This is a genomic window from Streptomyces sp. NPDC127098 (assembly GCF_042722465.1).
GTDB classification, from domain to species: Bacteria; Actinomycetota; Actinomycetes; order Streptomycetales; family Streptomycetaceae; genus Streptomyces; species Streptomyces millisiae.
Genome location: NZ_JBHXFJ010000002.1, coordinates 104,489 through 130,102, shown reverse-complemented (window position 1 = coordinate 130,102; position 25,614 = coordinate 104,489). Strand labels below are relative to the sequence as shown.

The 25,614-nt window shown below is 73.4% G+C and carries 19 protein-coding genes; 7 read left to right on the top strand and 12 right to left on the bottom strand.

Annotated features, from left to right (window positions below; genetic code table 11):
• The first annotated feature begins 72 nt into the window (after positions 1–72).
• Complete coding sequence (locus ACFWI8_RS02060) at positions 73–984, top strand: SDR family NAD(P)-dependent oxidoreductase (protein ID WP_387084531.1); 912 nt, start codon at positions 73–75, stop codon at positions 982–984.
• A 43-nt stretch (positions 985–1,027) separates the two neighbouring features.
• Here the strand turns inward: ACFWI8_RS02060 and ACFWI8_RS02055 are convergent, their stop codons facing one another.
• From ACFWI8_RS02055 to ACFWI8_RS02035, 5 genes are read right to left on the bottom strand one after another with little or no spacing between them, the layout of a single operon-like run.
• Positions 1,028–2,974, bottom strand: a complete 1,947-nt coding sequence (locus ACFWI8_RS02055) for a DUF2264 domain-containing protein (protein WP_387084529.1) — start codon at positions 2,972–2,974, stop codon at positions 1,028–1,030.
• Entirely contained in the window at positions 2,971–3,954 is a 984-nt protein-coding gene (locus ACFWI8_RS02050; RefSeq protein WP_387084790.1) for a hydroxyacid dehydrogenase, read from the bottom strand. The genes ACFWI8_RS02055 and ACFWI8_RS02050 overlap by 4 nt, the downstream gene beginning before the upstream one ends.
• Before the next feature lie 41 nt (positions 3,955–3,995).
• Positions 3,996–4,847: a carbohydrate ABC transporter permease gene (locus ACFWI8_RS02045; RefSeq protein WP_387084527.1), complete on the bottom strand. Its 852-nt coding sequence runs from the start codon at positions 4,845–4,847 to the stop codon at positions 3,996–3,998.
• Complete coding sequence (locus ACFWI8_RS02040) at positions 4,844–5,776, bottom strand: carbohydrate ABC transporter permease (protein WP_387084525.1); 933 nt, start codon at positions 5,774–5,776, stop codon at positions 4,844–4,846. The genes ACFWI8_RS02045 and ACFWI8_RS02040 overlap by 4 nt, the downstream gene beginning before the upstream one ends.
• Positions 5,773–7,095: an ABC transporter substrate-binding protein gene (locus tag ACFWI8_RS02035; RefSeq protein ID WP_387084523.1), complete on the bottom strand. Its 1,323-nt coding sequence runs from the start codon at positions 7,093–7,095 to the stop codon at positions 5,773–5,775. The genes ACFWI8_RS02040 and ACFWI8_RS02035 overlap by 4 nt, the downstream gene beginning before the upstream one ends.
• Before the next feature lie 152 nt (positions 7,096–7,247).
• On the opposite strand from ACFWI8_RS02035, the gene ACFWI8_RS02030 reads away from it, so the two are divergent.
• Positions 7,248–8,369 (top strand): substrate-binding domain-containing protein, encoded by a 1,122-nt coding sequence (locus ACFWI8_RS02030; protein WP_387084521.1) that lies wholly within the window; start codon positions 7,248–7,250, stop codon positions 8,367–8,369.
• Here ACFWI8_RS02030 and ACFWI8_RS02025 read toward each other — a convergent pair.
• Positions 8,366–9,973 (bottom strand): SLC13 family permease, encoded by a 1,608-nt coding sequence (locus tag ACFWI8_RS02025; protein WP_387084519.1) that lies wholly within the window; start codon positions 9,971–9,973, stop codon positions 8,366–8,368. The genes ACFWI8_RS02030 and ACFWI8_RS02025 overlap by 4 nt on opposite strands.
• A 245-nt stretch (positions 9,974–10,218) precedes the next feature.
• Here ACFWI8_RS02025 and ACFWI8_RS02020 point away from each other — a divergent pair, with 245 nt between their 5' ends.
• From ACFWI8_RS02020 to ACFWI8_RS02010, 3 genes are all read left to right on the top strand, one after another.
• Positions 10,219–11,034 (top strand): DeoR/GlpR family DNA-binding transcription regulator, encoded by an 816-nt coding sequence (locus ACFWI8_RS02020; RefSeq protein WP_387084517.1) that lies wholly within the window; start codon positions 10,219–10,221, stop codon positions 11,032–11,034.
• Positions 11,035–11,241: 207 nt separating this feature from the next.
• The gene (locus ACFWI8_RS02015) at positions 11,242–12,054 is read left to right on the top strand and encodes a SigB/SigF/SigG family RNA polymerase sigma factor (RefSeq protein ID WP_387084515.1); all 813 of its coding nucleotides are present in this window, start codon (positions 11,242–11,244) and stop codon (positions 12,052–12,054) included.
• Between the two features lie 4 nt (positions 12,055–12,058).
• Complete coding sequence (locus tag ACFWI8_RS02010; RefSeq protein ID WP_387084513.1) at positions 12,059–12,541, top strand: DUF6328 family protein; 483 nt, start codon at positions 12,059–12,061, stop codon at positions 12,539–12,541.
• Positions 12,542–12,574: 33 nt separating this feature from the next.
• Here ACFWI8_RS02010 and ACFWI8_RS02005 read toward each other — a convergent pair whose 3' ends face one another.
• Positions 12,575–13,429, bottom strand: a complete 855-nt coding sequence (locus ACFWI8_RS02005; RefSeq protein WP_387084511.1) for a SigB/SigF/SigG family RNA polymerase sigma factor — start codon at positions 13,427–13,429, stop codon at positions 12,575–12,577.
• A gap of 207 nt (positions 13,430–13,636) precedes the next feature.
• On the opposite strand from ACFWI8_RS02005, the gene ctaD reads away from it, so the two are divergent.
• Positions 13,637–15,367, top strand: coding sequence for a cytochrome c oxidase subunit I (ctaD, locus tag ACFWI8_RS02000; RefSeq protein ID WP_387084509.1), 1,731 nt, complete (start codon positions 13,637–13,639; stop codon positions 15,365–15,367).
• Between the two features lie 23 nt (positions 15,368–15,390).
• Here ctaD and ACFWI8_RS01995 read toward each other — a convergent pair whose 3' ends face one another.
• Positions 15,391–16,407, bottom strand: coding sequence for a hemolysin family protein (locus ACFWI8_RS01995; RefSeq protein WP_387084507.1), 1,017 nt, complete (start codon positions 16,405–16,407; stop codon positions 15,391–15,393).
• Positions 16,404–17,726, bottom strand: coding sequence for a hemolysin family protein (locus ACFWI8_RS01990; protein WP_387084788.1), 1,323 nt, complete (start codon positions 17,724–17,726; stop codon positions 16,404–16,406). The genes ACFWI8_RS01995 and ACFWI8_RS01990 overlap by 4 nt, the downstream gene beginning before the upstream one ends.
• 191 nt (positions 17,727–17,917) lie before the next feature.
• On the opposite strand from ACFWI8_RS01990, the gene ACFWI8_RS01985 reads away from it, so the two are divergent.
• Positions 17,918–19,972 (top strand): glycoside hydrolase family 31 protein, encoded by a 2,055-nt coding sequence (locus tag ACFWI8_RS01985; RefSeq protein WP_387084505.1) that lies wholly within the window; start codon positions 17,918–17,920, stop codon positions 19,970–19,972.
• A 12-nt stretch (positions 19,973–19,984) separates the two neighbouring features.
• Here ACFWI8_RS01985 and meaB read toward each other — a convergent pair whose 3' ends face one another.
• Genes meaB through ACFWI8_RS01970 form a run of 3 tightly spaced genes read right to left on the bottom strand, consistent with a single transcriptional unit; the run spans position 19,985 to position 25,142 of the window.
• Positions 19,985–21,007, bottom strand: coding sequence for a methylmalonyl Co-A mutase-associated GTPase MeaB (gene meaB / locus ACFWI8_RS01980; RefSeq protein ID WP_387084503.1), 1,023 nt, complete (start codon positions 21,005–21,007; stop codon positions 19,985–19,987).
• Positions 21,004–23,211, bottom strand: a complete 2,208-nt coding sequence (gene scpA, locus ACFWI8_RS01975; RefSeq protein WP_387084501.1) for a methylmalonyl-CoA mutase — start codon at positions 23,209–23,211, stop codon at positions 21,004–21,006. Before scpA ends, meaB begins: the two co-directional genes overlap by 4 nt.
• A complete protein-coding gene (locus ACFWI8_RS01970) occupies positions 23,211–25,142 on the bottom strand; it encodes a methylmalonyl-CoA mutase family protein (protein ID WP_387084499.1) in 1,932 nt (643 codons plus the stop codon). Before ACFWI8_RS01970 ends, scpA begins: the two co-directional genes overlap by 1 nt.
• Positions 25,143–25,614: the final 472 nt, after the last annotated feature.

The following is a 25,614-nucleotide window of genomic DNA, read 5'->3' as shown; positions in this document are numbered from 1 at the left end:
CACCCGACACCCCTCGGTGCCCCGAACTCACGAATGACCGGAACCAACCCACGACGAAAGGTACGGAGACACATGGCCGATATGCCCGAAGACGGGGAGCCGCAGATACACGAGGGCAAGCAGGCGATAGTCACCGGCGGGACCCGTGGCATCGGGGAGGCCATCGTCCGCCGGCTCGCCGCCCAGGGGATGAGCGTGGTCATGGTCGGCCGCAGCGACACGACACTGCGGCAGGCCGCCGACCGAATCCGCTCGGCGGTCCCCGGCGCCGAACTGCGCCTGGAGCGCGCGGACCTGTCCCTGCTCCGGGACGTCCGGGCACTGGCCGACCGGCTCGCCGTCAGCACATCCCCCAGCGTGGTCATCAACAACGCCGCGGTCTCGGCCGACATCCGTGCGCGCACCGAGGAGGGCATCCAGCTCACCCTGGCCACCAACCACCTGGCGCCCTATGTGCTGATGCGCACCCTCGCCGCGTCTCTCAAGAAGGGCCCCGCCCGGTTCGTGGTGGTCGGTGCCAATCCCACCGTGCTGAAGACCTTCCCGGTGGACCTGGACGATCTCGACGCGCGGGACGCCCGCGCACTCAGTCGCTTCCCCAGCCTGAGGCCCTTCGCCGCCTACGCACGCACCAAGAACATGAACACGATGTTCGTCTACAGCCTGGCACGTCGGCTGACGGACACCGGCATCACCGTCAACGGGGCCCACCCCGGGATCATTGCCCAGACCGGCCTGTCCCGCGACGCGCGCGGACTGGAGAAGGCGCTGGCCACGATGGTGGCGCTCAACCCCTTCAAAAAGATGCCCGACCAGGGGGCGGACAACCCCGTGTGGGTGGCGACCGCTCCCGGCCTGGACTGCGTGAACGGACGCTTCTTCGTGGACCGCAAGGAGGCCACCACCCCCGACCACACGCTCTCCCCTGACCGCTGTGAGGCCCTGTGGGAGCGCAGCGCGGAACTGGTCGGCATGGAGCCCTAGCCCCAGCGCTGGTCGTCCTTCGGAACGCTGCCGCCTCAGCTCGTCATTCCGGCAGGGGCACCTCGCTCAGCAGGCCGTCGGGCCAGCGCAGCGTCACCGTGTCGTCGGGGCCGACCGCGATCTCGGGGGCGGAGGGAGGGCGAGCGCCCGGGCGGTCCAGGACCACCAGGGCGGCGAGCACCTCGCCGGGGGCCGGCGGGCCGGCGGTGGCCAGCCACGGTACGGCGGTGTGGCGGCCGAGCGGCGTCACGTCCGTCAACGACGTGACGCCCGACCGGTCGAGGCCACGCAGGCCGCGCACCGTGGAGCGCAGGCCGCCGCCGACGGCCTGCCCGGCCGTCGCGTCGGGCGGCTCGTCGGCCGTCACCGGCCAGCCGCCCAGGCGGAGGCGGAGGGCTCCGCCCTCGCCCGCGACGCGGGCGAGCCGTACCTCGACGCCGTCGCGGAGCACCGAGGCGACCGTCAGCACCGGGCCTGCGACCACCTCGCCGGCGCGGCCCGAGCCGTGGTCGGGACTTTCGTCGGCGCTGGCGTCCACCCAGTGGACCCGGCCGCCGGAGGCGGCGGCCAGCACTCCGCCGGGGAGTTGGCGCGCGTAGTGCGTGACGAAGCCGGCCCGGTGGGTGGCGCGGCCGGCGTGGTCGAGGAGCACCACCGCGTTGTCCAGCGGCTGGGCGGCGGCCGGCCCGACCAGCGGCGGCGCGGTGGCCGTGGAGTAGCCGAGTCTGGCATAGAGCGGGGCGTCGGCCGTCGTCGCGCCCGGCGCGGCGTGGTCGGTGCCGTGGTTGAGGACGAGCGCGATGCCGCTGTCCCGGCGGGCCGAGGCGAGCCAGCCGGGGGCCACGATCAGCCGGGACTGGTCGCCGGTCTCGATCGGCAGTGGTTCCTCCCGTGCCGTCCACACCGGATGGTCGGCGGGCAGGGCGAGGCCGAGCATGCCCTTGGCCGCCCAGTAGGGCGATCCCGGGCCCGAGTACGCCTGCCGCATCGCCGGCCACGCGTGGTGCCAGCCGATGGTCAGCAGTCCGCGCCCGTCCGGCGCGCCGTGGTCGGCGAAGTGCCGCAGGACGCCGCTCGCCGCGCGCCGTAGCTGTCCGGGTGGCAGGGCGTCCACGCCGGTCAGCGCCGCGGTCCAGAACGGGGCGGCGGCCGCGAACCGGTAGATCAGGCTGCGGCCCTGGAGCAGCGGCGAGCCGTCGGCGCCGAGCAGCCGGACGGCGTCCCGCAGGTAGTGGCCGAGGTCGGCCGCCCAGCGGTCGCGCAGCTCCGGCGGGCACAGGCTGCCGGTGACGTCGAAGAGTTCGGTCCACAGCAGCGGGTAGAGGTGCAGCGCCCAGCCGGTGTAGTGGTCGTAGGCGCGTTCGTCGGCGCCGTCCGAGAGCCAGCCGCCGGGGCGGCGCAGGGTGGCGTGGACGGCCAGGTCCTCCTCGATGTCGGCGGTCGACCAGGGGCCGCCGGCCTCGCGCACGAAGGACTCCACGACGATCCGGAACCACACCCAGTTGATGGGCGGGTAGGGCTGGCCGACGACGGTGGCCAGCCAGTCCACCGTGCGCTCGCGCACCCCGTCGTCCAGCGCGTCCCACAGCCAGGGGCGGGTGAGTTGGAGGATCAGCGCGATGGAGGCCGCCTCGACCTTGGCCTGGCCGAGCCGGTCGGGGCGCGGCCAGCGCTCGGGGTGGTGCGGGTCGGTGCCCGCGGCCAGGCCGGCCGCGTACCGCTCGATCAACGCGGCCTGGCCGGCGCCGTGTTCGCCTGCGATCCGGAAGCCGGCCAGCAGGAAGGAGCGGGCGAAGCCCTCGAGACCGTCCGAGTCCGGGCCGTAGCGGCTGGCCGGGCCCGGCAGGTCGACCCGGGCGAGCCCTGGGGAGCGGTACGGGTCGAGGGCCGCCAGCATCCGGTCGGCGTGCGCGGCCCAGTGCGCCCTGGCCCAGCCGGTGTGCGGGGAGCGCGCCCTGTCCTCCGGCGGGAGATCGGGAAACCCGGTCATGCCTGCACCGCCAGCGACTCCCTGGTGACCGGGTCGAGCGGCGACAACCCCCGTGCGTAGCGGTCGAGTTCGTCGAGGGCGGCGGCCGTCATCCGGCGGGTCTCGGAGCCGAGCGAGCCGGCGATGTGCGGGGTGAGCACCACGTTGGGCAGGTCGTAGAGCGGCGAGGCGTCGGGCAACGGCTCGGGCTCGGTGACGTCCAGGATGGCGTGCAACGCGCCTGCGGAGCAGGCGCGTTCGAGCGCGGCGGTGTCGACGAGCGCGCCCCGTGCGGTGTTGATCAGCACCGACTCGGGCGGCAGCGCGGCGAGTTCGGCGGCGCCGATGAGGTGACGGGTCTCCGGCAGCGCGGGCGCGTGCAGGCTGAGCACGTCGGCCCTGGGCAACGCGTCGGCCAGGGTGGCGGGTTCGGCGCCGGCCGCGCGGATGGCGGCCGGTTCCGCGACCGGGTCGACGACCAGCACCCGGGCCACGCCGAGCCGCACCAGCAGCTCGGTGACCCGGCGGCCGACCCGGGAGAAGCCGACCAGCACCACCGTGCGGTCCCGGCCGCTCAGCTCGCCGTGGGTGTCGCGGTAGCTCCAGTCGGTGCGGAACCGGCGTGCCTCGGCGGCCAGGAACGGCACCTTCTTGAACGCCCACAGCACCGCGGCCAGCGTGTACTGGGCGACCGGCTCGGCGTTGGCCTCGGCGGCGGTGGTGACCAGGATGCCGCGGTCGAACACGGCGTCCGTGACGTGCGGCCGCACCGTGCCGGCCGCGTGCAGCACGGCCCGCAGCCGGGGCGCGGCGGCCAGCACCTCCGGGTCGAGCCGTGGGCAGCCCCACGAGGTGAGCAGCACCTCGGCGGTCGCGAGCCGGCGGCGCGCGGCCGGGGAGCTCAACTCGTGGGCGGCCAGCGGCTCCCCGAGGGTGGCGAGCTCGCCCAGCCTGGCCAGCTCGGCCTCGCCGAACAGGGTGCCGAGCCAGCCGGCGTCCATCACCAGCAGCGTGTCAGGGCGGCGGGGCCGCTCCGGCAGCGTCACCGCACGCTCCCCGCGGCAAGGCCTGAACGCCACTGGCGTTGCAGCACGACGAACGCCACCACCAGGGGGACGACGGCGAGCAGCGATCCGGTGACGACGAGGGGGGTGTACTGCGGGAACTGGGTCACGCGCGCGCTCCACTGGAAGAGGCCGAGGGTCATCGGGAACAGCTTGGGATCCGTCAGCATGACGAGGGGCAGGAAGAAGTTGTTCCAGATGCCCACGAACTGGAACAGCAGGATGGTCACCACGCCGGGCCGCATCATGGGCAGCGCGATGGTGAAGAAGGTGCGCAGCTCGCTCGAGCCGTCCATCCTGGCGGCCTCCAGCACCTCGTCGGGCACCGCGGCCTCGGCGTAGGCGCGGGCCAGGTAGACGCCGAAGGGGTTGGTGAGCAGCGGGATGAACACCGCCCAGAAGGTGTTGACCACGCGCAGTTCCGAGGCCATCAGGTAGAGCGGCAGGGCGAGCGCGGTGGTGGGCACCAGCACCCCGGCGAGGGTGACGGCGAACAGGGCGCGGCGGCCCGGGAAGTCGAGCTTGGCGATGGCGTATCCGCAGGCGGCGCAGATCAGCGCGCCCAGCAGGGAGCCGAGGCCGGCGTAGAGCAGGGAGTTGCGGGCCCAGTCGAGGAAGACGCCGTCCTCCTCGGCGAACAGGTCGCCCAGGTTGGTCCACAGGTTCCAGTCGCCGAGCTCGAAGGCGCCGGTGGTGGAGAAGTCGCCCACCGACTTGGTGGCCGAGGTGACCAGCCAGACCAGCGGCAGCACGCTGTAGAGGGCCGCGATCAGCAGCAGGGCGTGCACCGCGCCCCGGGACATCCAGCGCGACGAAGACGACGTTCTCATCGGGTCCTCCGGGCGGACAGGCGCATCACCAGCGCCGAGAGCAGGGCCGAGGCGACCGCGAGCAGCAACGAGGCGGCGGCGGCCCGGCCGTAGTCGTTGCTGATGAAGGCGGCCTCGTAGACGTAGAGGCTGGGGGTCCAGGTGCTGGTGACCGAGGGGGTGAAGTTGCGCAGCACCAGCGGCTCGGTGAAGAGCTGGAGCGAGCCGATGACGGTGAAGACCAGGGCGACGAACATGGTGGGCCTGATCATCGGGACCTTGATGCCGAGCGCGGTGCGGACGGCGCCCGCGCCGTCCACCCGGGCGGCCTCCAGCACCTCGCGGGGCACGGTGCGCAGCGCGGTGTAGAAGATGATCATGTTGTAGCCCATCCACTGCCAGGTGGCCATGTTGACGATGGAGGGCAGCACGCCGTCGCTGCCCAGCGGGTCCCAGGGCAGCAGGTCGTTGAGCGGGCCGATGTTGGGGCTGTAGAGGTAGGCCCAGACCAGGCCCGCGATCACGCCGGGGACGGCGTAGGGCAGGAAGACGGCGAGCGACCAGACCTGGCGGAGCCGGACGGTGGCGGCGTCGAGCAGCAGGGCGAGCAGCAGCGCGCCGCCGAGCATCAGCGGCACATGGATCAGCGCGTAGAGCGCGACGTTGGCGATGCTGTCGTGGAAGGCGGCGTCGCCGAGCACGTCCCCGTAGTTCTCCAGCCAGACGAAGACGTCGTGCGGCCCGTCGAAGCCGAGCCCGGAGAGGCGCTCGGTGAACAGGCTGAGGTAGAGCGCGTAGCCGACCGGCACCAGCACGGTGCCGGTGAGCAGCAGCGCGAAGGGGGCCACCAGCAGCAGGGTGGCGGGCGAGGTGCGCCGGCGGCGCGGCGCGCCGGGCGCGGGGGAGCCGCCGGTGGACTCGGGTGCGCGGGCGGGCGTGACGACGGTCATGCGGGGCTCCCCTCGCGGACGGACAGGCCCCGCCCGCGCATGCTGGAGACGGCGGCGGCCTGCACCTCGCGGACCGCGTCGGGGATGGTGGTGCCGCCGGTGCTCACCCGGCCGAGGGCGTCGGCGACGGTGGAGAACAGGCCGAGCGCGTTGGGCCCCCACGTCCAGTCCGGGACCCGGGCCGAGGCCTCGTCGAGCACGTCGTAGACGTCGTCGCCGACGAAGAAGTCGTTGGAGACCACCTCGCGGGCGACGTTCCTGATGGGCTGGTAGGCGGGGAACGGCGAGGTGAAGGTGGCGCCGATGCGCGGGTAGTCCTCGCCGGTGCACAGCCAGCGCAGGAAGGTGAGGGCCGCCTCCGGGACCGGGCTCTCCTCGGAGACGCCGAACGCGCTGCCGCCCTGCATCCCGTTGGCCGGCTCGCCGCCCCAGGTCGGCATGGTGGCCACGGCCCAACGCCCGGTGTCGTCGGGTATGGACCGCTTGAGCGTGCCGACGCTCCAGGCCGCGCCGAGCAGCCCCCAGAGCCGGCCCTCGTGCATGCCGGCGATCCAGTCCTGGGTGCCGGTTCCGCCGAAGCCGACCAGGTCGGCGGCTATCAGGTCCTGCCAGTAGGCGGCGGTGCGCAGGGTGCCCTCGCTGGCGACGTCGACCAGCCAGGTGTCGCCCTCGATCCGCCACCACGGGTCGCCGGCGCCCCAGCACATGCCGGCGAAGAAGGAGCCGTCGTTGAGCGGGAAGGTGGTGATCCTGGCGGCCGGGTCGGCCGCCCTGACGGCCTCGGCGGCGACGGCGAACTCGTCCCAGGTGCGCGGCACCGCGATGCCGTGCTCGTCGAAGAGGTCCTTGCGGTAGTAGAAGGCCATCGGGGCGAGGTCCATCGGCACGGCCCAGGTGCGGCCGTCGGGCCGCACCGCGCGCCATGCGGCGGGGGAGTAGCCGTCGCCCAGGTCGGCGACGTCGTCGGTGATCTCGCGCAGTCCGCCGGTGGCCAGGACCTGGATCAGGCCCTGGTACTCGACGTGCAGGATGTCCGGGGCGTTGTGCGCGCGGATCGCGTTGGTCTGCTGCGCGTAGCCGCCGGAGAGGCCGCCGGCGATGACGTTGAGCTCGACGTGCACGTCCCGCTGGGCGGCGTTGAACGCGGCCACGTACTGGTCCATGCCGGTCAGCCAGGACCAGATGGTGACGCGGGTGGCCCCCGAGGCCGTCGTCCGCGACGAACAGCCCGCCAGGGCGGTACCGCCCGCGGCGAGCGCCGCGGCGCCGGCCGAGGCGCGCAGCAGCGCGCGTCGCGACCAGCCGGTGTGAAGCGTCATTACTCCATCCCTCCGACGATCCCGCCCGACGGTCCCCGCCAGACGTCACTCCGCCCCTTGGGAGTGGTGCCGGACACTTCAACCTGTGCGATAGTTCGAGGTCAATCATCCAGAACCGAATCGATCAGAATCGATCAGAAGCGAAGGTGGAGATGGAGGCGGGCGACGGTACGCCGGGGCCCGGCGGTCTTGCCTGGGAGCGGCAGGAGCACATCCTGGCCGCCGTCCGGCGCGCGGGTACCGTGCGCCTGTCAGAGCTCGTGCGGCGGCTCGGCGTCTCGGCCGTGACCGTGCGGCGCGACGTCACCGCGCTCGCCGACCGCGGCCTGGTCCGCCGCGTGCACGGCGGCATCACCCTGCCCTACCGCGGCCTCGGCGAGCCGAACCGGGGTGGGCCGCCGGCGGTCTTCGTCGGCATGGTCGTGCCCTCCGCCGAGTACTACTGGCCCGAGGTGATCCAGGGCGCCCAGGCCGCCGTCTCCGCCGAGGGCGGCCGCCTGGTGATGCGCGCCTCCAGCTACGACCCGACCGACGACCGCCGCCAGGTGACCGCCCTGCTGGACCGCGGCATCCAGACGCTGCTGGTCGCGCCGACCATCGCCGGCGCCGCCGGCCTGGAACTGCTGCGCTGGCTCGGCTCCCTGCCCATCCCGGTGGTGCTGGTGGAGCGGCTGCCGCCGCCCGCCCTGCCCACCCTGGCGCTCGACGCCGCCACCACCGCGCACGCGCTGGGCGCCGGGCTCGCCGTGCGGCACCTGGTCACCCTCGGACACCGGCTGATCGCCCTGATCACCTCGCGCTCCAGCCCCACCAGCCGCGCGCTGCGGGCCGGATGGCGCGAGACCACCGCCTCCCTCGACCTGCCGCCCCACGGCCACCTGGACGTCGACGTGCCCACCTACGGCACCCCCGGCTGGGTCGACGCCTACGACGAGGTGCTGGCCCGCTGCCGGGAGCGCGGGGTGCGGGCGCTGCTCGTGCACTCCGACCGGGAGGCGATCGGCATGGTGGAGCGCGCCCGCGACTCGGGTCTCCGGGTGCCGGAGGAACTGGCCGTCGTCTCCTACGACGACGAGGTCGCCGCCGCCTCCGACCCGCCGCTCACCGCCGTGCGCCCGCAGAAGCACCGGCTCGGCGCGCTGGCCGCGGAGCTGGCCCTGGCCCGCTTCGCCGACACCGGCGAACGCCCGGTGCACCGCGTCCAGTTGTGGCCCACCCTGATCGTCAGGGAGTCCTGCGGCGGCCAGCAGGCCGAGCCGGTGCCGATCGCCTAACCGATGCCGGTCAGCTCCACCATCAGCGGCAGGCCCAGGATGATCACCACCGCGCCCAGCACGTCGAAGCAGAAGCCGGAGCGGATCATGGTGGTGATCGGCACCACGCCAGAGCCGTAGGCGATCGCGTTCTGCGGCGTGGAGACCGGCAGCATGAAGCCGAACGACGCCGCGAACGTCGCCGCGAGCGCCGGCACGAACGGGTCGACGTCCGCCGCCATCGCGATCGGCAGCACGATCGGCACCACCACCGCGGCCGACGCCGTGTTGCTGGTGGTCTCGGACACCAGGATCGCCAGGGCCACCGCGAAGGCGGTGATCCAGAACGAACTGCTCAACCCCAGCGCGTCGTTGGCCTCCGTGCCGATGGTCAGGGCCAGGCCCGTGGACTCCAGCAGCGAGCCGAAGATGATGCCGGTGCCGAACAGCAGGACGGTGCCCCAGTCGATCCGCGCCGCGTCGCTCCAGTTGAGCGTCGCCTCCCGGCGCGCGAAGTTCGTCGGCAGCAGGAACAGCAGCGACGCGCCGAGCACCGCCACGATCCCCTCGTTCAGCCGGCCGCTGACCGTCTCGTACACCGACGAGTCGGTGCCGGCGACCAGCGCCACCACGCCCGGCGTCACCCACAGCACCACCGTGATCCCGAAGGCGATCAGGGTGTTCCACTCAGCCCTGGACAGCCGCCCCAACGCCGCCCGCTGCTCCGCCACGTACTCCTCGATGCCCTCGATCCGACGGATCTCAGGGCGGTTGACGAGCAGCAGTACCACCGCGAGGACCACGAACATCAGCGCGCAGATCGGCAGCGCCGTCGCCATCCACTGGGCGAAGGAGATCCGCTCCCCGGTGGCCTCCTCGATCAGCCCGCGACCGATGAGGTTCGGCGGCGAGCCCACCGGCGTCAGCAGCCCGCCCACGCTCGCGCCGTACGCCAGCATCAGCACCAGCGCCGCGCCCACCCGCAGCCGGGTCGGGTCGAAGTCAGGCTCGACCAGGCCCCGGTCCTGCAGCAGCTTCGCGATCACCGTCAGGATGCCGAGCGCCGTGGGCATCAGCATCGCCACGGTCGCCGTGTTGGACACGAAGGCCGACAGCACGCAGGTGATCGCGCCGAAGGCGACGATCACGCCCACCGTGGACCTGCCGACGCCGGGCAGTGCCAGGATCCGGAACGCGAACCGCCGCGCGAGGCCGTGCTTGAGCATGGCCTGGGCCAGGATGAACGCCCCGATGAACGTGAAGACGGTGGACGAACCGAACGGCGCCAGCGCCTCGTCCGACGGCACCACGCCGAGCAGCACGACGCAGCCGACGCCGATCAGCCCGCCCACGGGTATCGGCACCGGCTCGGTGACCCACAGCACCACCACGCCGAGCAGGATCCCGGCCAGGGTCTGCTGGCTCGGCGCCATGTCGAGCGGCAGCGCCAGGAACACCAGCGCGACCAGCGGGGCAAGCCAGAGCCCCGTGGTTCTCCTGGCCCGCTCGAACCGCTCCTCGGCCGGCGAGAGCCGCTGCTCGCCGAGGCTCCGATAGGTCGCGTGGCCCAGCAGGGCCTGCTGTACGTCCGTCCTGGCCTTGGAACCGCTGTCGCCGGTTGTCATGGCGCCACCTCCCAGCTTCGTGCCCGCCTCGTCGCGGGACACCAAGCAACCTGCCCGCGTTCCGCGCCGGCGTACAGGGGTGGCGCGTGAGAAAGGTGTGCCGCTGCGTCGAGCGCGCAGTGGAGCTGGCGCGTTTCGCGCGCCGCTGGCTAGAGTTCGGGCCACGCGCCCAGCACGGGCTCACGCGGCCGAGAGCCGAGAGAGAGCCGAGAGAGAGCCGAGAGAGAGCGAGGACGGTCGGTTCGATGGCGACCCCAGGCAGCCGCGGCACGCTCAGGTCCCGCGAGCGGCGGGAACAGATCATCAGCCTGGCGACGGACGCCGGGCTGGCGAGCGTGGAGGAGCTGGCCGCCCGCTTCGGCGTCACGGCCTCCACCATCCGCCGCGATCTGACCCAGCTCAGCGCGAGCGGCCGTCTTGCCCGCACCTACGGCGGCGCGATCGCCGTCCCGCACCGTGGCGAGGCGTCGCTCGACCAGCGCGACAGCGAGGCGTTCGAGCCCAAGCGGGCCATCGCCCGTTGGGCCGCCGACCGTGTCGAGACCGGGCAGTCGCTGCTGCTCGACGCCGGCACCACGGTCGCCCTGCTGGCCCGTGCCCTGCCCGCCGGCGCGGCGCTGACCGTCACCACCGCCAGCCTGCCGGTGCTCCACCACGTACAGCACCGCGACGACGTCACCACGCTCTGCCTGGGCGGCCGGCTGCGGGCCCTCAGCGACGCCTTCGTCGGGCCGCTGGCCGAGGCCGCGCTGGAGCGGATGAGCTTCGACGTCGCCTTCCTCGGCGCCGACGGTGTCACCAGCGACGGCGGTCTGTGCGAGGCCGAACTGGAGCAGACCCGGCTCAAGGAGCTGATGGCCCGCCGCTCCCGCCGGGTCTACGTGCTGGTGCACGCCGCCAAGCTCAACCACCGGCCGTTCCGCGCCTGGGCCCGGCTGGAGACCGACTGGACCCTGGTCACCGACGACGGTGCCCCGCCGTCGGTCGTCGAGGAGTTCAGGGCCGCCGGCCGCGACGTGGTGGTCGTGCCGACCGGCAGGGGCTCCACCGGCGCCGGTTGAGCGCACCGGCTCGGCAACTCCCACGCAATCGTGTCCTTTTGCAAGATTCGAGGAGATGCGCCGTTCTCCTCGTTTGTCCTCCGGCGCGTCGGGCACGCGAAACCTCGTGCCGCTGACCGCAGGCACGTGAGCGGGGACCATGGCATCCGGCGGTCAGGCCAGGGCCCCCGCGTCGACAAATCGACGAAGATGAGGGGAGCTGCGACCATGCCCGTCACCCGCGCACGTGCCGGAACCGCGCGCCGAGCCCATCCCCACCACGACGCCCCGGACACCGCCGCCGCCTTCCGCAGGCTCGCGGTGCTGCCGGCCGGGCCGCGACACGACCGGCTGCGCGACGAGATCGTCCGCGCCTGGATGCCGATGGCGACCCGGCTCGCCCGCCGCTACCGCGACCGCGGCGAGTCGCTGGAGGACCTGGTGCAGGTCGCCCACCTCGGCCTGGTGAAGGCCGTCCACCGCTACGACCCGGACCGCGGCTGCGCTTTCGAGAGCTACGCCGTCCCCACCATCGTGGGCGAGGTGAAGCGGCACTTCCGCGACCACCTCTGGGGCGTGCACGTGCCGCGCCGGGTGCAGGAACTGCGCAACCGGGTCCGCGTCGCCCGCCGCGAGCTGGGCCAGGGACCGGGCGGCCGGGAGCCCACGGTCGAGGAGATCGCCGAGCGGGCCAGGCTGACCCCCGACGAGGTCCGCACCGGCCTGGAGGCCATGGACTCCTTCACGGTGCTCTCGCTCGACGCCGAGATCGCCGGCACCGAGGAGGGCCCGGCGCTGGTGGACACCCTGGGCCGGCACGAGAGCGGCTTCGACCGGGTGGTCGACCGGGAGTCCGTGCGCTGCCGGCTGCGCGAGCTGCCCGAGCGCGAGCGGTACATCCTCTACCTGCGCTTCTTCCGGGGCATGACGCAGAGCGGGATAGCCGAGCGGGTCGGCGTCTCCCAGATGCACGTCTCCCGGCTGCTGGACCGCACCTGCTCGCGCCTGCGTGAACAGGTGGTGGGCCGCGGTGCAGGATGACCGCATGCCAAGCGCGCACGCCAGGCACGAGACCCCGATGGAGCGGGCCGACCGCAACTTCACGGAGCTGCTGCAGGAACTCCGGGTGACGCAGACGGGGGTGCAGATCCTCTTCGCCTTCCTGCTCACCCTGGCCTTCACCCAGCGCTTCGCCGAGCTGGACGACTTCGCCCGCGCGACCTACGTGACCACGCTGGTGTTCGCGCTCAGCGCGACCGCCCTGTTCACGGCGCCCGCCGCGCTGCACCGCGTGCTGTTCCAGCGCGGCGCCAAGCGGCTGATCGTGGTGGTGTCGTCCCGGCTGGCCGCGGCGGGCCTCGTGATGCTCGCCCTGTCGTTCACGGGTGCCCTGCTGCTCGTGGTCGACGTGGTGCTGGGCAGGACAGCCGGCATCGTGGCCGGCAGCGGGGCCTTCCTGCTCTGCCTCGCGCTGTGGGGCGTGCTGCCCCGCGTGCTGCGCGGACGTGTCGGGTCCCGGCACCGCTGAGGCGGTCCGGGACCGGGCCGGCGCCCGCCGCCGCTATCGGCAGCGGGCACCGGCGTCGGCCGCGGCGCCGGGCTCCCGCTCGGGCTCCCCGTCGGTGCCCTCGACCTCCGCCCTGATCCGCTCGCAGGCACGGCTGAGCAGCCGGGACACGTGCATCTGCGAGATGCCGAGCCGGTGCGCTATGTGGCTCTGGGTCATGCCGTGGAAGTACCGCAGGTAGAGGATGTGCCGCTCGCGCTCCGGCAGGGCCCGCAGCGGGTCCCGCACGGACTCCCGGTCGACCACCCGGTCGAAGCCCGGCTCCGGCTCGCCCAGCGTGTCGAGCAGCGAGTAGTCGCCGTCCGAGCCGGGTAGTTCCGCGTTCAACGACAGCGTGCTGTAGCTCTCCAACGCCTGCATGCCGGTCCTGACCTCCTCCTCGGTCAGGCCGCTGTGCTCGGCGATCTGCGCCACACTCGGCCCCCGGTCGTCGAGCCGGTAGCTGAGCTGCCGGGTCGCGGCCCGCACCTGGTTGCGCAACTCCTGGGTACGCCGCGGCACATGCAGGCTCCAGAGGTGGTCGCGGAAGTGCCGCTTCACCTCGCCGACGATGGTCGGCACCGCGTAGCTCTCGAAGGGCCGGCCCCGGCTCGGGTCGTAGCGGTGGACGGCCTTCACCAGGCCGAGCGCGGCGACCTGCTCCAGGTCCTCCAGCGCCTCGCCGCGGTCACGGAACGTGCGCGCGAGCCGGTCGGCCATGGGGATCCAGGCCCGCACCACCTCGTCGCACAGCTCGTCCCGCTCGGGGCACGGCGGCAACTCCGCGATGCGTGCGAACTCCCTGCTGGTGTCTGGCGCGTCGTCGTGCGGGTGGCGACGGCGTTTTCGGGGCTGTGCGGGTGAGTTCATGTGTGCTCTCCCCGGAGAGGTTGGGCGAACGATTCCGCTCTGTGCTCGCCACGGAAGAGACCTTCTCCACCAGTCTGCCCGCATTTGCGGTCGCGCACATCTCGGCATGAATCGCCCACTAAAGAGTCAAAACGGAGGGCCGTCCCCGCCCGGCAGTAGAACAAGCCGCGCACCCAACGCACACGCACCGTGACCGGGAGGACGCCCATGGCGACGCTGACGGACACCAGGGACGCGGCACCCGCCCCGCACCGCAGGAGCCCGGGGCGGATCGTCGTCGCCTGGCTGACCACCACCGACCACAAGCGGATCGGAACCCTCTACCTGGTCACGTCCTTCCTCTTCTTCCTGCTCGCCGGCGCCCTCGCCATGGTGATGCGGGCCGAACTCGCCAGACCGGGACTCCAACTCGTGACCGCCGAGCAGTACAACCAGGCGTTCACCATGCACGGCACGATCATGATGCTGCTCTTCGCCACCCCGCTCTTCGCCGGGTTCGCGAACTGGATCATGCCGCTCCAGCTCGGCGCCCCCGACGTCGCCTTCCCCCGCCTCAACGCGCTCGCCTACTGGATGTACCTCTTCGGCGGACTCCTGGTGGCCGGCTCGCTGCTCACCCCGCAGGGCGCCGCCGCCTTCGGCTGGTTCGCCTACGCGCCGCTGACCGACAGGACCCACTCGCCGGGCGTGGGACCCGACATGTGGATCATGGGGCTCGCGTTCTCCGGCTTCGGCACGATCATGGGCGCGGTCAACTTCGTCACCACCATCGCCTGCATGCGCGCCCCCGGCATGACCCTCTTCCGCATGCCCATCTTCACCTGGAACATCCTGCTGACCAGCGTGATGGTGCTGCTCGCCTTCCCGGTGCTCGCCGGCGCCCTGTTCTGCCTCGCCGCCGACCGGGTCTTCGGCGCCCACGTCTTCGACCCGGCGAACGGCGGCGCGCTGCTGTGGCAGCACCTCTTCTGGTTCTTCGGCCACCCCGAGGTGTACATCATCGCGCTGCCGTTCTTCGGCATCGTCACCGAGGTCATCCCGGTCTTCAGCCGCAAACCGATCTTCGGCTACCTCGGCCTGATCGGCGCCACCATCGCCATCACCGCTCTGTCGATGACCGTGTGGGCCCACCACATGTTCGCCACCGGCGCCGTGCTGCTGCCGTTCTTCTCCGGCCTGTCGTTCCTCATCGCCGTGCCCACCGGCGTCAAGTTCTTCAACTGGATCGGCACCATGTGGCACGGCTCGCTGTCCTTCGAGACGCCGATGCTGTGGGCCGTCGGCTTCCTCGTCACCTTCCTCTTCGGCGGCCTCACCGGCGTCATCCTCGCCGCCCCGCCCCTCGACTTCCACGTCACCGACACCTACTTCGTCGTCGGCCACTTCCACTACGTGGTCTTCGGCACCGTCGTCTTCGCGATGTTCGCCGGCTTCCACTTCTGGTGGCCCAAGTGGACCGGCAGGATGCTGGACGAACGGCTCGGGAAGATCCACTTCTGGACGCTGTTCGTCGGCTTCCACGGCACCTTCCTGGTCCACCACTGGCTGGGCGCCCAAGGCATGCCGCGCCGCTACGCCGACTACCTGGCGGCCGACGGCTACACCACGCTCAACACCATCTCCACCGTCGGCGCCTTCCTGCTCGGCCTGTCCACGCTGCCGTTCCTCTACAACGTGTGGCACACCGCGCGGCACGGCACCCGCGTCACGGGCGACGACCCCTGGGGGTACGGCCGCTCCCTGGAATGGGCCACCTCCTGCCCGCCGCCCCGGCACAACTTCCACGCCCTGCCCAGGATCCGCTCCGAGTCGCCCGCCTTCGACCACCACCACCCCGACATCGCCGGCATGATCCAGGGGCGCGCCAAGGAGCCCGGCGGCCACCGGAAGCCCCCGCGCCCCGAGACACACCCCGGGGACGACACCGGGCGACGCTGACCAGGCCCTGTCCGGGCGACGGCTCACTCCACGCCCGGTCCCACCAGCTCCACCAGCACGTCTTCCATGGTCACGAAGCCCAGCAGCCGGCCCTTGGCGCTGACCACCGCCGCCAGGTGCGTGACCGCCCGCCGCATCGCCGTCAGCGCGTCGTCCAGCGGGGTGTCGAGACGGATCTGCACCACGGGATGCGTCGCGTCCCGTGGGAAGGGCCGGTTCCGCGCGGTGGCCGCGAGAGCGTCCTTGACGTGCAGATAGCCGAGCACCGTGTTGCCCGGGCCGGTCACCGGAAACCGGGAGTAGCCGGAGGAGGCCGCCACCCGCTCCAACTGGCGCGGCGTCACCAGGTGGTCGACGGTCACCATCCGCGCCACCGGCACCACGATCTCCGCCACCGTCCTGGTGCCCAACTCCAGCGCGTCCCGCAGCCGTTCGCTCTCCTCCGCCGCCAACAGACCCGCGTCGCTCGAGTCCTGCACGAGCCGCACCAGCTCGTCGTCCGTGAACACCGAGGCCACCTCGTCCCGTGGCGTCACCCGCACCAGGCGCAGCAGCGCGTTGGCGATCTCGTTGATCCCGAAGATCACCGGCCGCAGCGCGCGGGTGAGGCCGACCAGCGGCGGCCCCAGCAGCAGCGCCGTCCGCTCGGGCGCGGCCAGCGCGATGTTCTTGGGCACCATCTCGCCCACCAGCATGTGGAGATAGGTCGCCACCGAGAGGGCGATCGCGAAGGCGATCGGATGCACCAGGCCGTACGGCACCCCGATCGCGTCGAACAGCGGCTCGAGCAGGTGCGCCATGGCCGGCTCGGCCACCGCGCCGAGCACCAGCGAGGACGCCGTGATGCCCAACTGCGCGGTGGCCATCTCCGCCGACAGGTGCTGCAACGCCCACAGCACGGTGCGCGCCCCACGCTCGCCGCGCTCCGCGCGCGGCTCGATCTGGTCGCGGCGCACCGAGATCAGCGCGAACTCGGCCCCCACGAAGAAGGCGTTGGTGACCAGGGTCAGGGCCCCGATGCCGAGCTGCCAGAAGGTCATCGGGCCTCCTCGCCGGTGGCCTCGCCCGGCGCCGGCGGCGCCGTGATCCGCACCCGCTCGGCTCGGTGCCGCGCGGTGGCCAGTACTTCGAGCCGCCAGCCACCCACCTCCACCCGGTCCCCGGCGGCCGGGATCCGGCCCAGCTCCGTGGCCACCAGGCCGGCCAGCGTCTCGTACGGCCCCTCGGGGAACGGCAGGCCGGCCGCCGCCAGCTGGTCGGTCCGCGCGCCGCCGCCCGCCTCCCAGACGCCGGGCCCCGTCCTGGCCAGCTCGGGCACCTCCTCGGGATCGTGCTCGTCCCTGACCTCGCCCACCACCTCCTCCACGATGTCCTCCAGCGTGACCACCCCGGCCGTGCCGCCGTACTCGTCCACCACCACCGCCATGGAGCGCCGCCCCCGCAGCTCCGCGAGCAGCCGGTCCACCGGCAGGCTGTCCGGCACCAGCGGCGCCTCGGTGGCCAGCTCGGCCACCGGGACGGCGGCCCGCCGCGCCTCGTCCACCGCCAGCACGTCCTTGATGTGCACCATCCCCACCACGTCGTCCAGGCCCTCGTTGTAGACCGGGAACCGGGAGAGCCCCGTGGCCAGCGTCAGGTTCGCGGCGTCGGCCGCGCTCGCCGTGCGGCGCAGCGCGTGCACCGCCACCCGCGGCGTCATCACGCTCTGCGCCGTCAGCTCGCCCAGGTGCAGGGTGCGCACGAACAGCTCGGCCGAGTCCCGGGGCAGCACCCCCTCGGCCGCCGAGTGCCGGGCCAGTGCCACCAGCTCGGGCGGGGTGCGCGCCGAGGCCAGCTCCTCGGTGGGTTCGAGACCGAACCAGCGCACGATGCGGTTGGCCGTCTCGTTGAGATGCCTGATCAGCGGCGCGAACGTCGCCGTGAAGCCCCGTTGCAGCGGCGACACCGCCCGCGCCACCCGCATCGGGTGGGTGATCGCCCAGTTCTTCGGCATCAGCTCGCCCAGCACCATCAGCACCACCGTGGAGAGCGCGACGCCGAGCCCCACGGCCAACGAGGACGCCGTCGCCTCCGGCAGCCCGGCCGACCGCAGCGGGCCGCGCAGCAGCGCCGCCAGCGACGGCTCGGCCAGCATGCCGATCACCAGCGACGTCACCGTGATGCCCAGCTGGGCCCCGGAGAGCTGGAACGTCAGCCGGCGCACCGCCTTCAACACGCCCTCGGCCCCCGGCTCGCCGGCCGCCGCCGCCCGCTCGAGCTCGCCGCGCTCCAGCGTGGTCAGCGAGAACTCGGCGGCCACGAAGACCGAGCAGGTCAGTGTCAACAGCAACGCGACGAGCAGTAGCAGCAGTTCGGTCAGCATGTCGCCCCCCGTCCGAGGTCCGGGAACACTCCCGCGGTCACCTTCTGTGATCGGCCGTGCGAGCCGTGGCCTTGAGTCGTTTGTCCGGTGCCCCCGCGGGTACCCGGCGCCGGCGGATCTGTCACCCGGTGACCGCGAGCCAGGACGGAAGGTCAGTACGGGCAGGTCGGGACGGAAGGAGAGCCGAGATGGAACCGGGCACCGACCCCTATGTCGCCGCCGAGCCGGCCCCCGAGGGCGACGGGGTGCTCCGGGTCACCCTCGGCTCCGGGCGGACCCTGGACTTCGTCTGCGGCGTCCCCGTGGAGGGCGTGCTGCGGCTGCGGCTCACCAGCCCGTTCGGCGACGGGCCGCGCGCCGCCGACTCCGTCCTGCTCGACCTGCCCGACCGGCCCGCGACCCTCACCCGGGTGCCGGGCGGCACCACCATCACCGGGCCCGGCGTGGAGGCGTTCTGGGAGTCCGGCGACCCCACCGCGGTGGGCAACGGCGAGGGCGCCCCGCAGGCCCTGCGCCTCGGCACCTTCGCCCGCTTCTCCGAGCCGGAGGGCGCCACGCTGCCCTTCCAGGCCGGCTACCGCCCGGCGTCCGGGGGGCGCCCCGCCGCCTGGGTGGAGACCATCCACCTCGCGCCCGACGCGGCCGTCTACGGCGGCGGCGAGAGCTACCAGGGCATCGACCTGCGCGGCCGGCACCGCCGGCTCCGCAACATCGAGGAGAACCGGGCCGCCGGCCGCGACTCCGCCTACCTGAACGTGCCGCTGCTGTGGTCCGACGCCGGCTGGGGCATCTTCGCGCACACCGGCGAGCCGGTGGACGCCGACATCGGCGCCACCCACTCCGAGGCCGCGCGCTTCCAGATCGGCGGCGACGACCTCGACCTCTTCCTGATCACCGGCGACGCGCCCACCATCCTCGACCGCTACCACGCCCTCACCGGCCAACCCCGCGCGCTGCCGAAGTGGGCCTTCGGGGTGTGGATGAGCCGCTCCTCCTACTTCACCGCCGACGAGATGGTGCGCACCGTCGACGAACTGGCCGCCGCGGACTGCCCGGTGGACGTCATCCACGTCGACGAGTGGCTCGACGAGAAGGTGCTCGAGGACGCCTGCTGGACCGCGGGCCCCGACCGCCGCCGCTTCCCCGCCGGCTGGTCCCGGCCCCTGGCCGAACGCGGCGTCCGCACCAGCCTGTGGATCAACCCCTACGTCAAGCGCGGCACCCCGCTGGCCGACTGGCTCGGCGACCGCGGCTACCTGGTGCGCCGCGCCGACGGCAGCCCGGCCGCCACCGCGGACAACCCGGACTCGCTGCCCGTCGACTTCACCAACCCCGAGGCCCGCGCCTGGTGGCGGGAGCGGCTCGCCGACACCTTCCGAGAGGAGGGCAACTCGGCGCTGCTCTCCGACTTCGGCGAGGAGATCGCCGACGACGCGATCTTCGCCGACGGCACCACCGGTCCTGAGCGCCGCAACTCCTACGGGCTGCTCTACCAGGACGTGGTGCGGGAGGCCGGCACCGAGGCCCTCGGCGACGACTTCGTGCCGATCTCCCGCTCCGGCACCGCCGGCTCGCAGCGCGACCCCGCGCACTGGGCCGGTGACATGCCGTCCACCTGGAGCGGCCTGGTCTGCACGCTGCGCGCGGTGCTGTCCATGTCGCTCAGCGGCTTCTCCATGGTGACCCACGACGCCGGCGGCTACTGGACACCGGCCTCCTACCGGCGGGCCGGCGAGCTGCGCGAGACCATGGAGCCGGACGCCGTGTTCGCCGACGTCGAGCCCGAACTGTACGGCCGGTGGGCCCAGTGGGCCGCGTTCTCGCCGATCATGCGGTTCCACGGCACCGGCCGGCGCGAACCCACCGCCTACCCCGAGCCGTACCGCTCGGCCGCCATCGCCGCCTGCCGGCTGCGGCACCGGCTCGGCCGGTACATCGGCGACACCGCGGAGACCACCGACGGGCTGCCGCTGATGCGGCCCATGCCGCTGGCCTTCCCCGGCGACCGACAGGCCAGGGACGCCGAGCTGCAGTACCTGTTCGGCCCCCACGTGCTGGTGGCGCCGCTCCTCGAACCCGGCGGCCGGCGCGCCTTCTACGTGCCGCCCGGGGAGTGGGTCGGTCTTGTCGGCTGCCCGCGCCTCACCGGACCCGGCTGGCGGGAGGTGACGTGCGCGGCCGACGAGTTCCCCGCCTTCGTGCGCGCGGAGTACGGCGTCGAGGCCGTGCTCGACCCGGCCTGAGCCCGGTCGCCGTCAGTGCCCGTCGCCCGGGACGTCCTCCTCGGCCGGCTCGTTGAACGCGGCGAGCAGCCGCTCGGCGGCCAGCGTCGGCGTCAACGAGCCGTCCCGCACCTGCCGTTCGAGCGCCGGGGTGAGCCGCAGGACCGCCGGGTGGCCGTGCAGCCGGCCGAGCAAGTCGTCGTGGACCATCGACCAGGTCCACTCCACCTGCTGGTCGCGCCGCTTGGCGGCCAGCAGACCGGCCGCCTCCAGCGCCCCCCGGTGCGCCTCCAGCTTCCGCCACACCTCGTCGAGCCCGGCCTCCTCCAGCGCGCTGCAGGTGAGCACCGGCGGCGACCAGACCGCGTCGGCCGGCCGCAGCATCCGCAGCGCGCCCCGCAGTTCGCGCGCCGCCGCCCGCGCCTCCCGCTCGTGCGGGCCGTCGGCCTTGTTGACGGCGATGACGTCGGCCAGTTCGAGGACGCCCTTCTTGATGCCCTGGAGCTGGTCCCCGGTCCTGGCCAGGGTGAGGAAGAGGAACGAGTCGACCATGCCGGCCACCGCGGTCTCGGACTGGCCGACGCCGACCGTCTCGACGAGGATCACGTCGTAGCCGGCGGCCTCCATCACCACCATCGTCTCGCGGGTGGCCCGGGCGACCCCGCCGAGCGTGCCGGCCGAGGGCGAGGGGCGCACGAACGCGTTCTCGTCGACGGCGAGCCTGGCCATGCGGGTCTTGTCGCCGAGGATGGAGCCGCCGGTGCGGGTGGAGGACGGGTCGACGGCCAGCACCGCCACCCGGTGGCCGAGGCCGGTGAGCAGGGTGCCGAGCGCGTCGATGAATGTCGACTTGCCGACCCCCGGCACCCCGCTGATGCCGATGCGCCGCGCCCGGCCGGCGTGCGGCAGCAGGTCGAGCAGCAGCCGCTGCGCCAGCCGCCGGTGGTCGGGCCTGGTCGACTCCACCAGCGTGATCGACCGGGCCACCTGCGCCCGGGAGCCGGCCAGCACGCCCTTGGCGTACCCCTCGACGTCGATGACGGGCCTGGGCGTCACGGTGCTTCGGGGGCGAGGTCGAGGTCGAGACTCCCGGCCAGCGTCAGCAGCAGGTCGTGGGCGGCCTCGGGGATCACCGTGCCGGGCGGGAACACCGCGGCCGCGCCGGCCTCGCGCAGCGTCGGCACGTCGCCCGGCGGGATCACCCCGCCGACCACGATCATGATGTCCTCCCGGCCCTGGGCGGCCAGTTCCTCGCGCAGCGCGGGCACCAGCGTCAGGTGGCCGGCGGCCAGCGAGGACACCCCGACGATGTGCACGTCCGCCTCCACGGCCTGCCGCGCCACCTCCTCTGGGGTCTGGAACAGCGGGCCGACGTCCACGTCGAAGCCCAGGTCGGCGAAGGCCGAGGCGATCACCTTCTGGCCCCGGTCGTGCCCGTCCTGTCCCATCTTGGCGACCAGGATCCGCGGCCGGCGGCCCTCGCCCTCGGCGAACGCCGCCACCAGTGCGCGGGTGCGCTCCACGCCGGGCGACGTCCCGGCCTCCTCGCGGTACACACCCGAGATGGTACGGATCTGGCCGGAGTGCCGGCCGAACACCTGCTCAAGGGCGGCCGAGATCTCGCCCACCGTGGCCTTGGCCCGGGCCGCGTCCACCGCGAGCGCCAGCAGGTTGCCGTCGCCCGTGGCACCGTTGGTCAGCGCCCGCAGCGCGTCGTGGCAGGCGGTCTCGTCCCGCTCGGCCCGCAGCCGCCGCAGCTTGGCGAGCTGCTGGGCGCGCACCGCCGAGTTGTCGACCTGGCGCACCTCGATGCGCTCGTCGGCGTCCACCCGGTAGAGGTTGACGCCGATCACCGGCTGCCGGCCCGAGTCGATCCGGGCCTGGGTGCGGGCGGCGGCCTCCTCCACCCGCAGCTTGGGGATGCCCGCGTCGATCGCCCTGGCCATGCCGCCGGCCGCCTCGACCTCCTCGATGTGCTGCCAGGCACGCCGCGCCAGGTCGTGGGTCAGCCGCTCCACGTAGGCGCTGCCGCCCCAGGGGTCGATCACCCGGGTGGTGCCCGACTCCTGCTGGAGCAGTATCTGGGTGTTGCGGGCGATGCGGGCCGAGAAGTCGGTGGGCAGGGCCAGCGCCTCGTCCAGCGCGTTGGTATGCAGTGACTGGGTGTGGCCCTGGGTGGCGGCCATCGCCTCCACGCAGGTGCGCACCACGTTGTTGAACACGTCCTGCGCGGTCAGCGACCAGCCGGAGGTCTGCGAATGGGTGCGCAGCGACAGGGACTTGGGGTTCCTCGGCTCGAAGCGGCGCACCAGGCGGGCCCACAGCAGCCGGGCCGCGCGCAGCTTGGCGACCTCCATGAAGAAGTTCATGCCGATGCCCCAGAAGAACGACAGGCGGGGCGCGAAGGCGTCCACCTCCAGGCCGGCGGCGACGCCGGCCCGCAGGTACTCGACGCCGTCGGCGAGGGTGTACGCCAGCTCCAGGTCGGCCGTGGCCCCCGCCTCCTGGATGTGGTAGCCGGAGATGGAGATCGAGTTGTAGCGGGGCATGTGCCGCGAGGTGTAGGAGAAGACGTCGGAGATGATCCGCATCGAGGGCTGCGGCGGGTAGATGTAGGTGTTGCGGACCATGAACTCCTTGAGGATGTCGTTCTGGATGGTCCCCGCCAGCTTCTCGGGCGGCACGCCCTGCTCCTCGGCCGCCACGATGTACAGCGCGAGCACCGGGAGCACCGCGCCGTTCATCGTCATCGACACGCTCATCCGGTCCAGCGGGATGCCGTCGAAGAGCTGCCGCATGTCGTAGATCGAGTCGATGGCCACGCCCGCCATCCCGACGTCCCCGGTGACCCGGGGGTGGTCGGAGTCGTAGCCGCGGTGGGTCGGCAGGTCGAACGCCACCGACAGGCCCTTCTGACCGGCCGCCAGGTTCCGCCGGTAGAACGCGTTGGACTCCTCGGCGGTGGAGAACCCGGCGTACTGCCTGATCGTCCACGGCTGGTTGACGTACATCGTGGGGTAGGGGCCGCGCAGGAACGGCGCCACCCCCGGGTAGGTGCCGAGGAAGTCCAGGCCCGCCAGGTCGTCGGCGGTGTACAGCGGCCGGACGGGGATGCCCTCGGGCGTCTCCCACACCAGGTCCTCGACCGAGTGGCCGCTGCTCTCCTTGACCGCCGCCCGCCACCGGTCGACGTCGACGGGTGCCTCGCCGTCGCCGGGACCGTCCAGGGGCACCTCGGAGAAGTCGGGGATCATCGGCATCACGCCACCTCCGGCGCATCGCTGACGGGTTCTTCGGGCACGTCGATGACGGAGTCCAGCAGCGAGGACAGCACGGCGACCGCGTCCACGCCGACGAAGACGAACGTGTCGACGCCGGCGGCCCGGTACTCCGCCTCCCGCTCACCGGGGCGCCCCGCGAGCAGCACCCGGCGCGCCCCGGCCGCCTTCAGCGCCGCCGCCACCGCCGCGGCCTGCTCGGCGTAGAGCGCGTCGCTGGAACACAGACAGGCGACTGCGGCACCGCTGGCCCTGAACGCGGCGGCCACGGTTTCCGCGTCCACCGACACCGGCTCGTGCACCGGCTCGATCCCGGCCGCCTGGAACAGGTTGGCCGCGAAGCCGGCCCGGGCTGTGTGCGTCGACACCGGCCCGAGCGCCGCCAGGAGCACCCGCGGCTCGACGCCGGCCGCCCTGGCCTCGTCCGCCCTGACCCGCAGCGCCTCGAACGCCTCGTCCCTGCGCACCCTCGGAAGCCCGCCGCCCGCCCGGGCCGGCGCCGGGGCCCGCTCCGGCAGCCGCTCACCCGGGTTGGCGAACTCGCTGACCCCGGTGATCGGTTCCCGCCGCGTGGCCAACTGCCGGCCGCGCCGCGCCCACTCCTCGGCGAGCCGGTCACCCACAAGACCGGAACGCAGGGCGGCCGCCTGCCCGCCGGCCCGCTCCAACTCCTGGAACCACGCCCAGCCGGCCCGCGCCAGCTCGTCGGTCAGCCGCTCCACGTACCAGGAGCCGCCCGCCGGGTCGACGACCCGCCCCAGGTGCGACTCGGCCAGCAGGATCGCCGAGGTGTTCCGGGCGATCCGCCGCGCGAACGCGTCCGGCAGGCCGAGCGCCTCGTCGAACGGGAGCACCGTCACCGAGTCCGCGCCGCCCGCCCCTGCGGCCAGCGCCGCCACGGTGGTGCGCAGCATGTTCACCCAGGGATCGCGCCGCGTCATCATCACCCGCGAGGTCACCGCGTGCTGCCGCTGCGCGCCGGCCGCCGGCGCCGCGCCGCTCGCCTCACCCACCCGCGCCCACAGCCGGCGGGCCGCCCGCAGCTTGGCGATGGTCAGGAACTGGTCGGTGGTCGCGGCGTAGCGGAACTCCAGTTGCCCCAGGGCCGCGTCCACCGAGAGCCCGGCCGCGGTCAGCTCCCGCAGGTACGCCACCCCCGTGGCCAGCGAGCACCCCAGCTCCTGGGCCGGGCTGCCGCCCGCCTCGTGGTACGGCAGCGCGTCCACCACCAGGGCGCGAACGCCCGGGTGGTCCCGGTGGCAGCGGGCGGCGAGGCCGGCGGCCGCCCACAGCCGGGTGGTCAGTTCGGCCTGCTCGCCCTCGCGGGCCGCCAGGCCGAGCGGATCGGCGCCCAGCACGCCGAGCACCGCGCCCGGCGCGAGACCACGCCCGTCCGCGATCCGCAGCAGCTCCCTGGCCGCCGCGTCGAACGCGGCACCCGCGTCCAGCACCACGGGCGCCAGGTCGAGCAGCACCCCGTCGAGCGCGGTCTCCAACGCCGCCACCGGGACGCCGCCCTCGCCGACGGTCAGCCACACCGAGGTGACGCCGTTCTCCAGGTCGGCCAGGACCGCCTCGTTGACCCGCGCCGGGTCCGCCGCACCATGGAACTGCCGCACGTCCCAGCCGGCGACCGCGGTGCCCTCCGGGCGCGCGCCCCTGACGAACGGCGCGAAGCCCGGGAACCCCGGATCAGGCGCCTGGTCGTCCGCCGTGTACAGCGGCCGGGTGACGATGCCGTCGGCCAGCGCCGTGCTCAGCACCTCCTCGGCCGCGGCCCCGTCCAGGCCCGGCCGGCCCGCCCTGGCCAGGACGCCGGCCACCAACTCCCGCCAACGGTCCCCTGACACCTCGGGAAAGCCCTCGGCCAGGGGCAGCTCGCCCCCGGCCGTCGGCATCGGCCCCTTCGCCATGGTTCTCCTCTCCTCCCGTCAACCCGGTGAGGTTCGCACGCCGGACCAAAAGACCCATCAAGGATGGCTAAAGGCGACACGGAAGCGGCCCGTAGCTGGCAGGGTACGCGGGGTGGGGTCGCCTGGCGTACCCCTCAACAGGTCGTGGACCGCCCCGTGCGAGAGCGCCCCGGCGAGCACGGCGCCGCGTCGCGCCACGCCCACGTCCCACACGCCGGCGCGCGACCCCACTGCGCGCGCCGGCGCTACCCCCGACCGGCGTGGCCGCCGGCCCCGGTACCCGCCGGCTACCCCCGGCGCCCCCGGTCCTCCGCCGCACTCCGCGGCTCCGCGGACGACGGGCGGAACGCCAGCATCGAGCGCGGGCCCGGCCACTGTCACGCGATCCCGGTGTCGGGGTGCGGACATGGCGGCAGTACGACAGGCCCCGTGGCCGCGACCGCGGCGCGGGATGCGCGCGGCGCGCCGGCGC

What these genes read in the sequence shown, in the direction of transcription:
- ACFWI8_RS02060 (WP_387084531.1), top strand. Translation starts at nt 73, where the DNA reads ATGGCCGATATGCCCGAAGACGGGGAGCCGCAGATACACGAGGGCAAG.
- ACFWI8_RS02055 (WP_387084529.1), bottom strand. Translation starts at nt 2,974, where the DNA reads ATGACCGGGTTTCCCGATCTCCCGCCGGAGGACAGGGCGCGCTCCCCG.
- ACFWI8_RS02050 (WP_387084790.1), bottom strand. Translation starts at nt 3,954, where the DNA reads ATGGACGCCGGCTGGCTCGGCACCCTGTTCGGCGAGGCCGAGCTGGCC.
- ACFWI8_RS02045 (WP_387084527.1), bottom strand. Translation starts at nt 4,847, where the DNA reads ATGAGAACGTCGTCTTCGTCGCGCTGGATGTCCCGGGGCGCGGTGCAC.
- ACFWI8_RS02040 (WP_387084525.1), bottom strand. Translation starts at nt 5,776, where the DNA reads ATGACCGTCGTCACGCCCGCCCGCGCACCCGAGTCCACCGGCGGCTCC.
- ACFWI8_RS02035 (WP_387084523.1), bottom strand. Translation starts at nt 7,095, where the DNA reads ATGACGCTTCACACCGGCTGGTCGCGACGCGCGCTGCTGCGCGCCTCG.
- ACFWI8_RS02030 (WP_387084521.1), top strand. Translation starts at nt 7,248, where the DNA reads ATGGAGGCGGGCGACGGTACGCCGGGGCCCGGCGGTCTTGCCTGGGAG.
- ACFWI8_RS02025 (WP_387084519.1), bottom strand. Translation starts at nt 9,973, where the DNA reads ATGACAACCGGCGACAGCGGTTCCAAGGCCAGGACGGACGTACAGCAG.
- ACFWI8_RS02020 (WP_387084517.1), top strand. Translation starts at nt 10,219, where the DNA reads ATGGCGACCCCAGGCAGCCGCGGCACGCTCAGGTCCCGCGAGCGGCGG.
- ACFWI8_RS02015 (WP_387084515.1), top strand. Translation starts at nt 11,242, where the DNA reads ATGCCCGTCACCCGCGCACGTGCCGGAACCGCGCGCCGAGCCCATCCC.
- ACFWI8_RS02010 (WP_387084513.1), top strand. Translation starts at nt 12,059, where the DNA reads ATGCCAAGCGCGCACGCCAGGCACGAGACCCCGATGGAGCGGGCCGAC.
- ACFWI8_RS02005 (WP_387084511.1), bottom strand. Translation starts at nt 13,429, where the DNA reads ATGAACTCACCCGCACAGCCCCGAAAACGCCGTCGCCACCCGCACGAC.
- ctaD (WP_387084509.1), top strand. Translation starts at nt 13,637, where the DNA reads ATGGCGACGCTGACGGACACCAGGGACGCGGCACCCGCCCCGCACCGC.
- ACFWI8_RS01995 (WP_387084507.1), bottom strand. Translation starts at nt 16,407, where the DNA reads ATGACCTTCTGGCAGCTCGGCATCGGGGCCCTGACCCTGGTCACCAAC.
- ACFWI8_RS01985 (WP_387084505.1), top strand. Translation starts at nt 17,918, where the DNA reads ATGGAACCGGGCACCGACCCCTATGTCGCCGCCGAGCCGGCCCCCGAG.
- scpA (WP_387084501.1), bottom strand. Translation starts at nt 23,211, where the DNA reads ATGCCGATGATCCCCGACTTCTCCGAGGTGCCCCTGGACGGTCCCGGC.
- ACFWI8_RS01970 (WP_387084499.1), bottom strand. Translation starts at nt 25,142, where the DNA reads ATGGCGAAGGGGCCGATGCCGACGGCCGGGGGCGAGCTGCCCCTGGCC.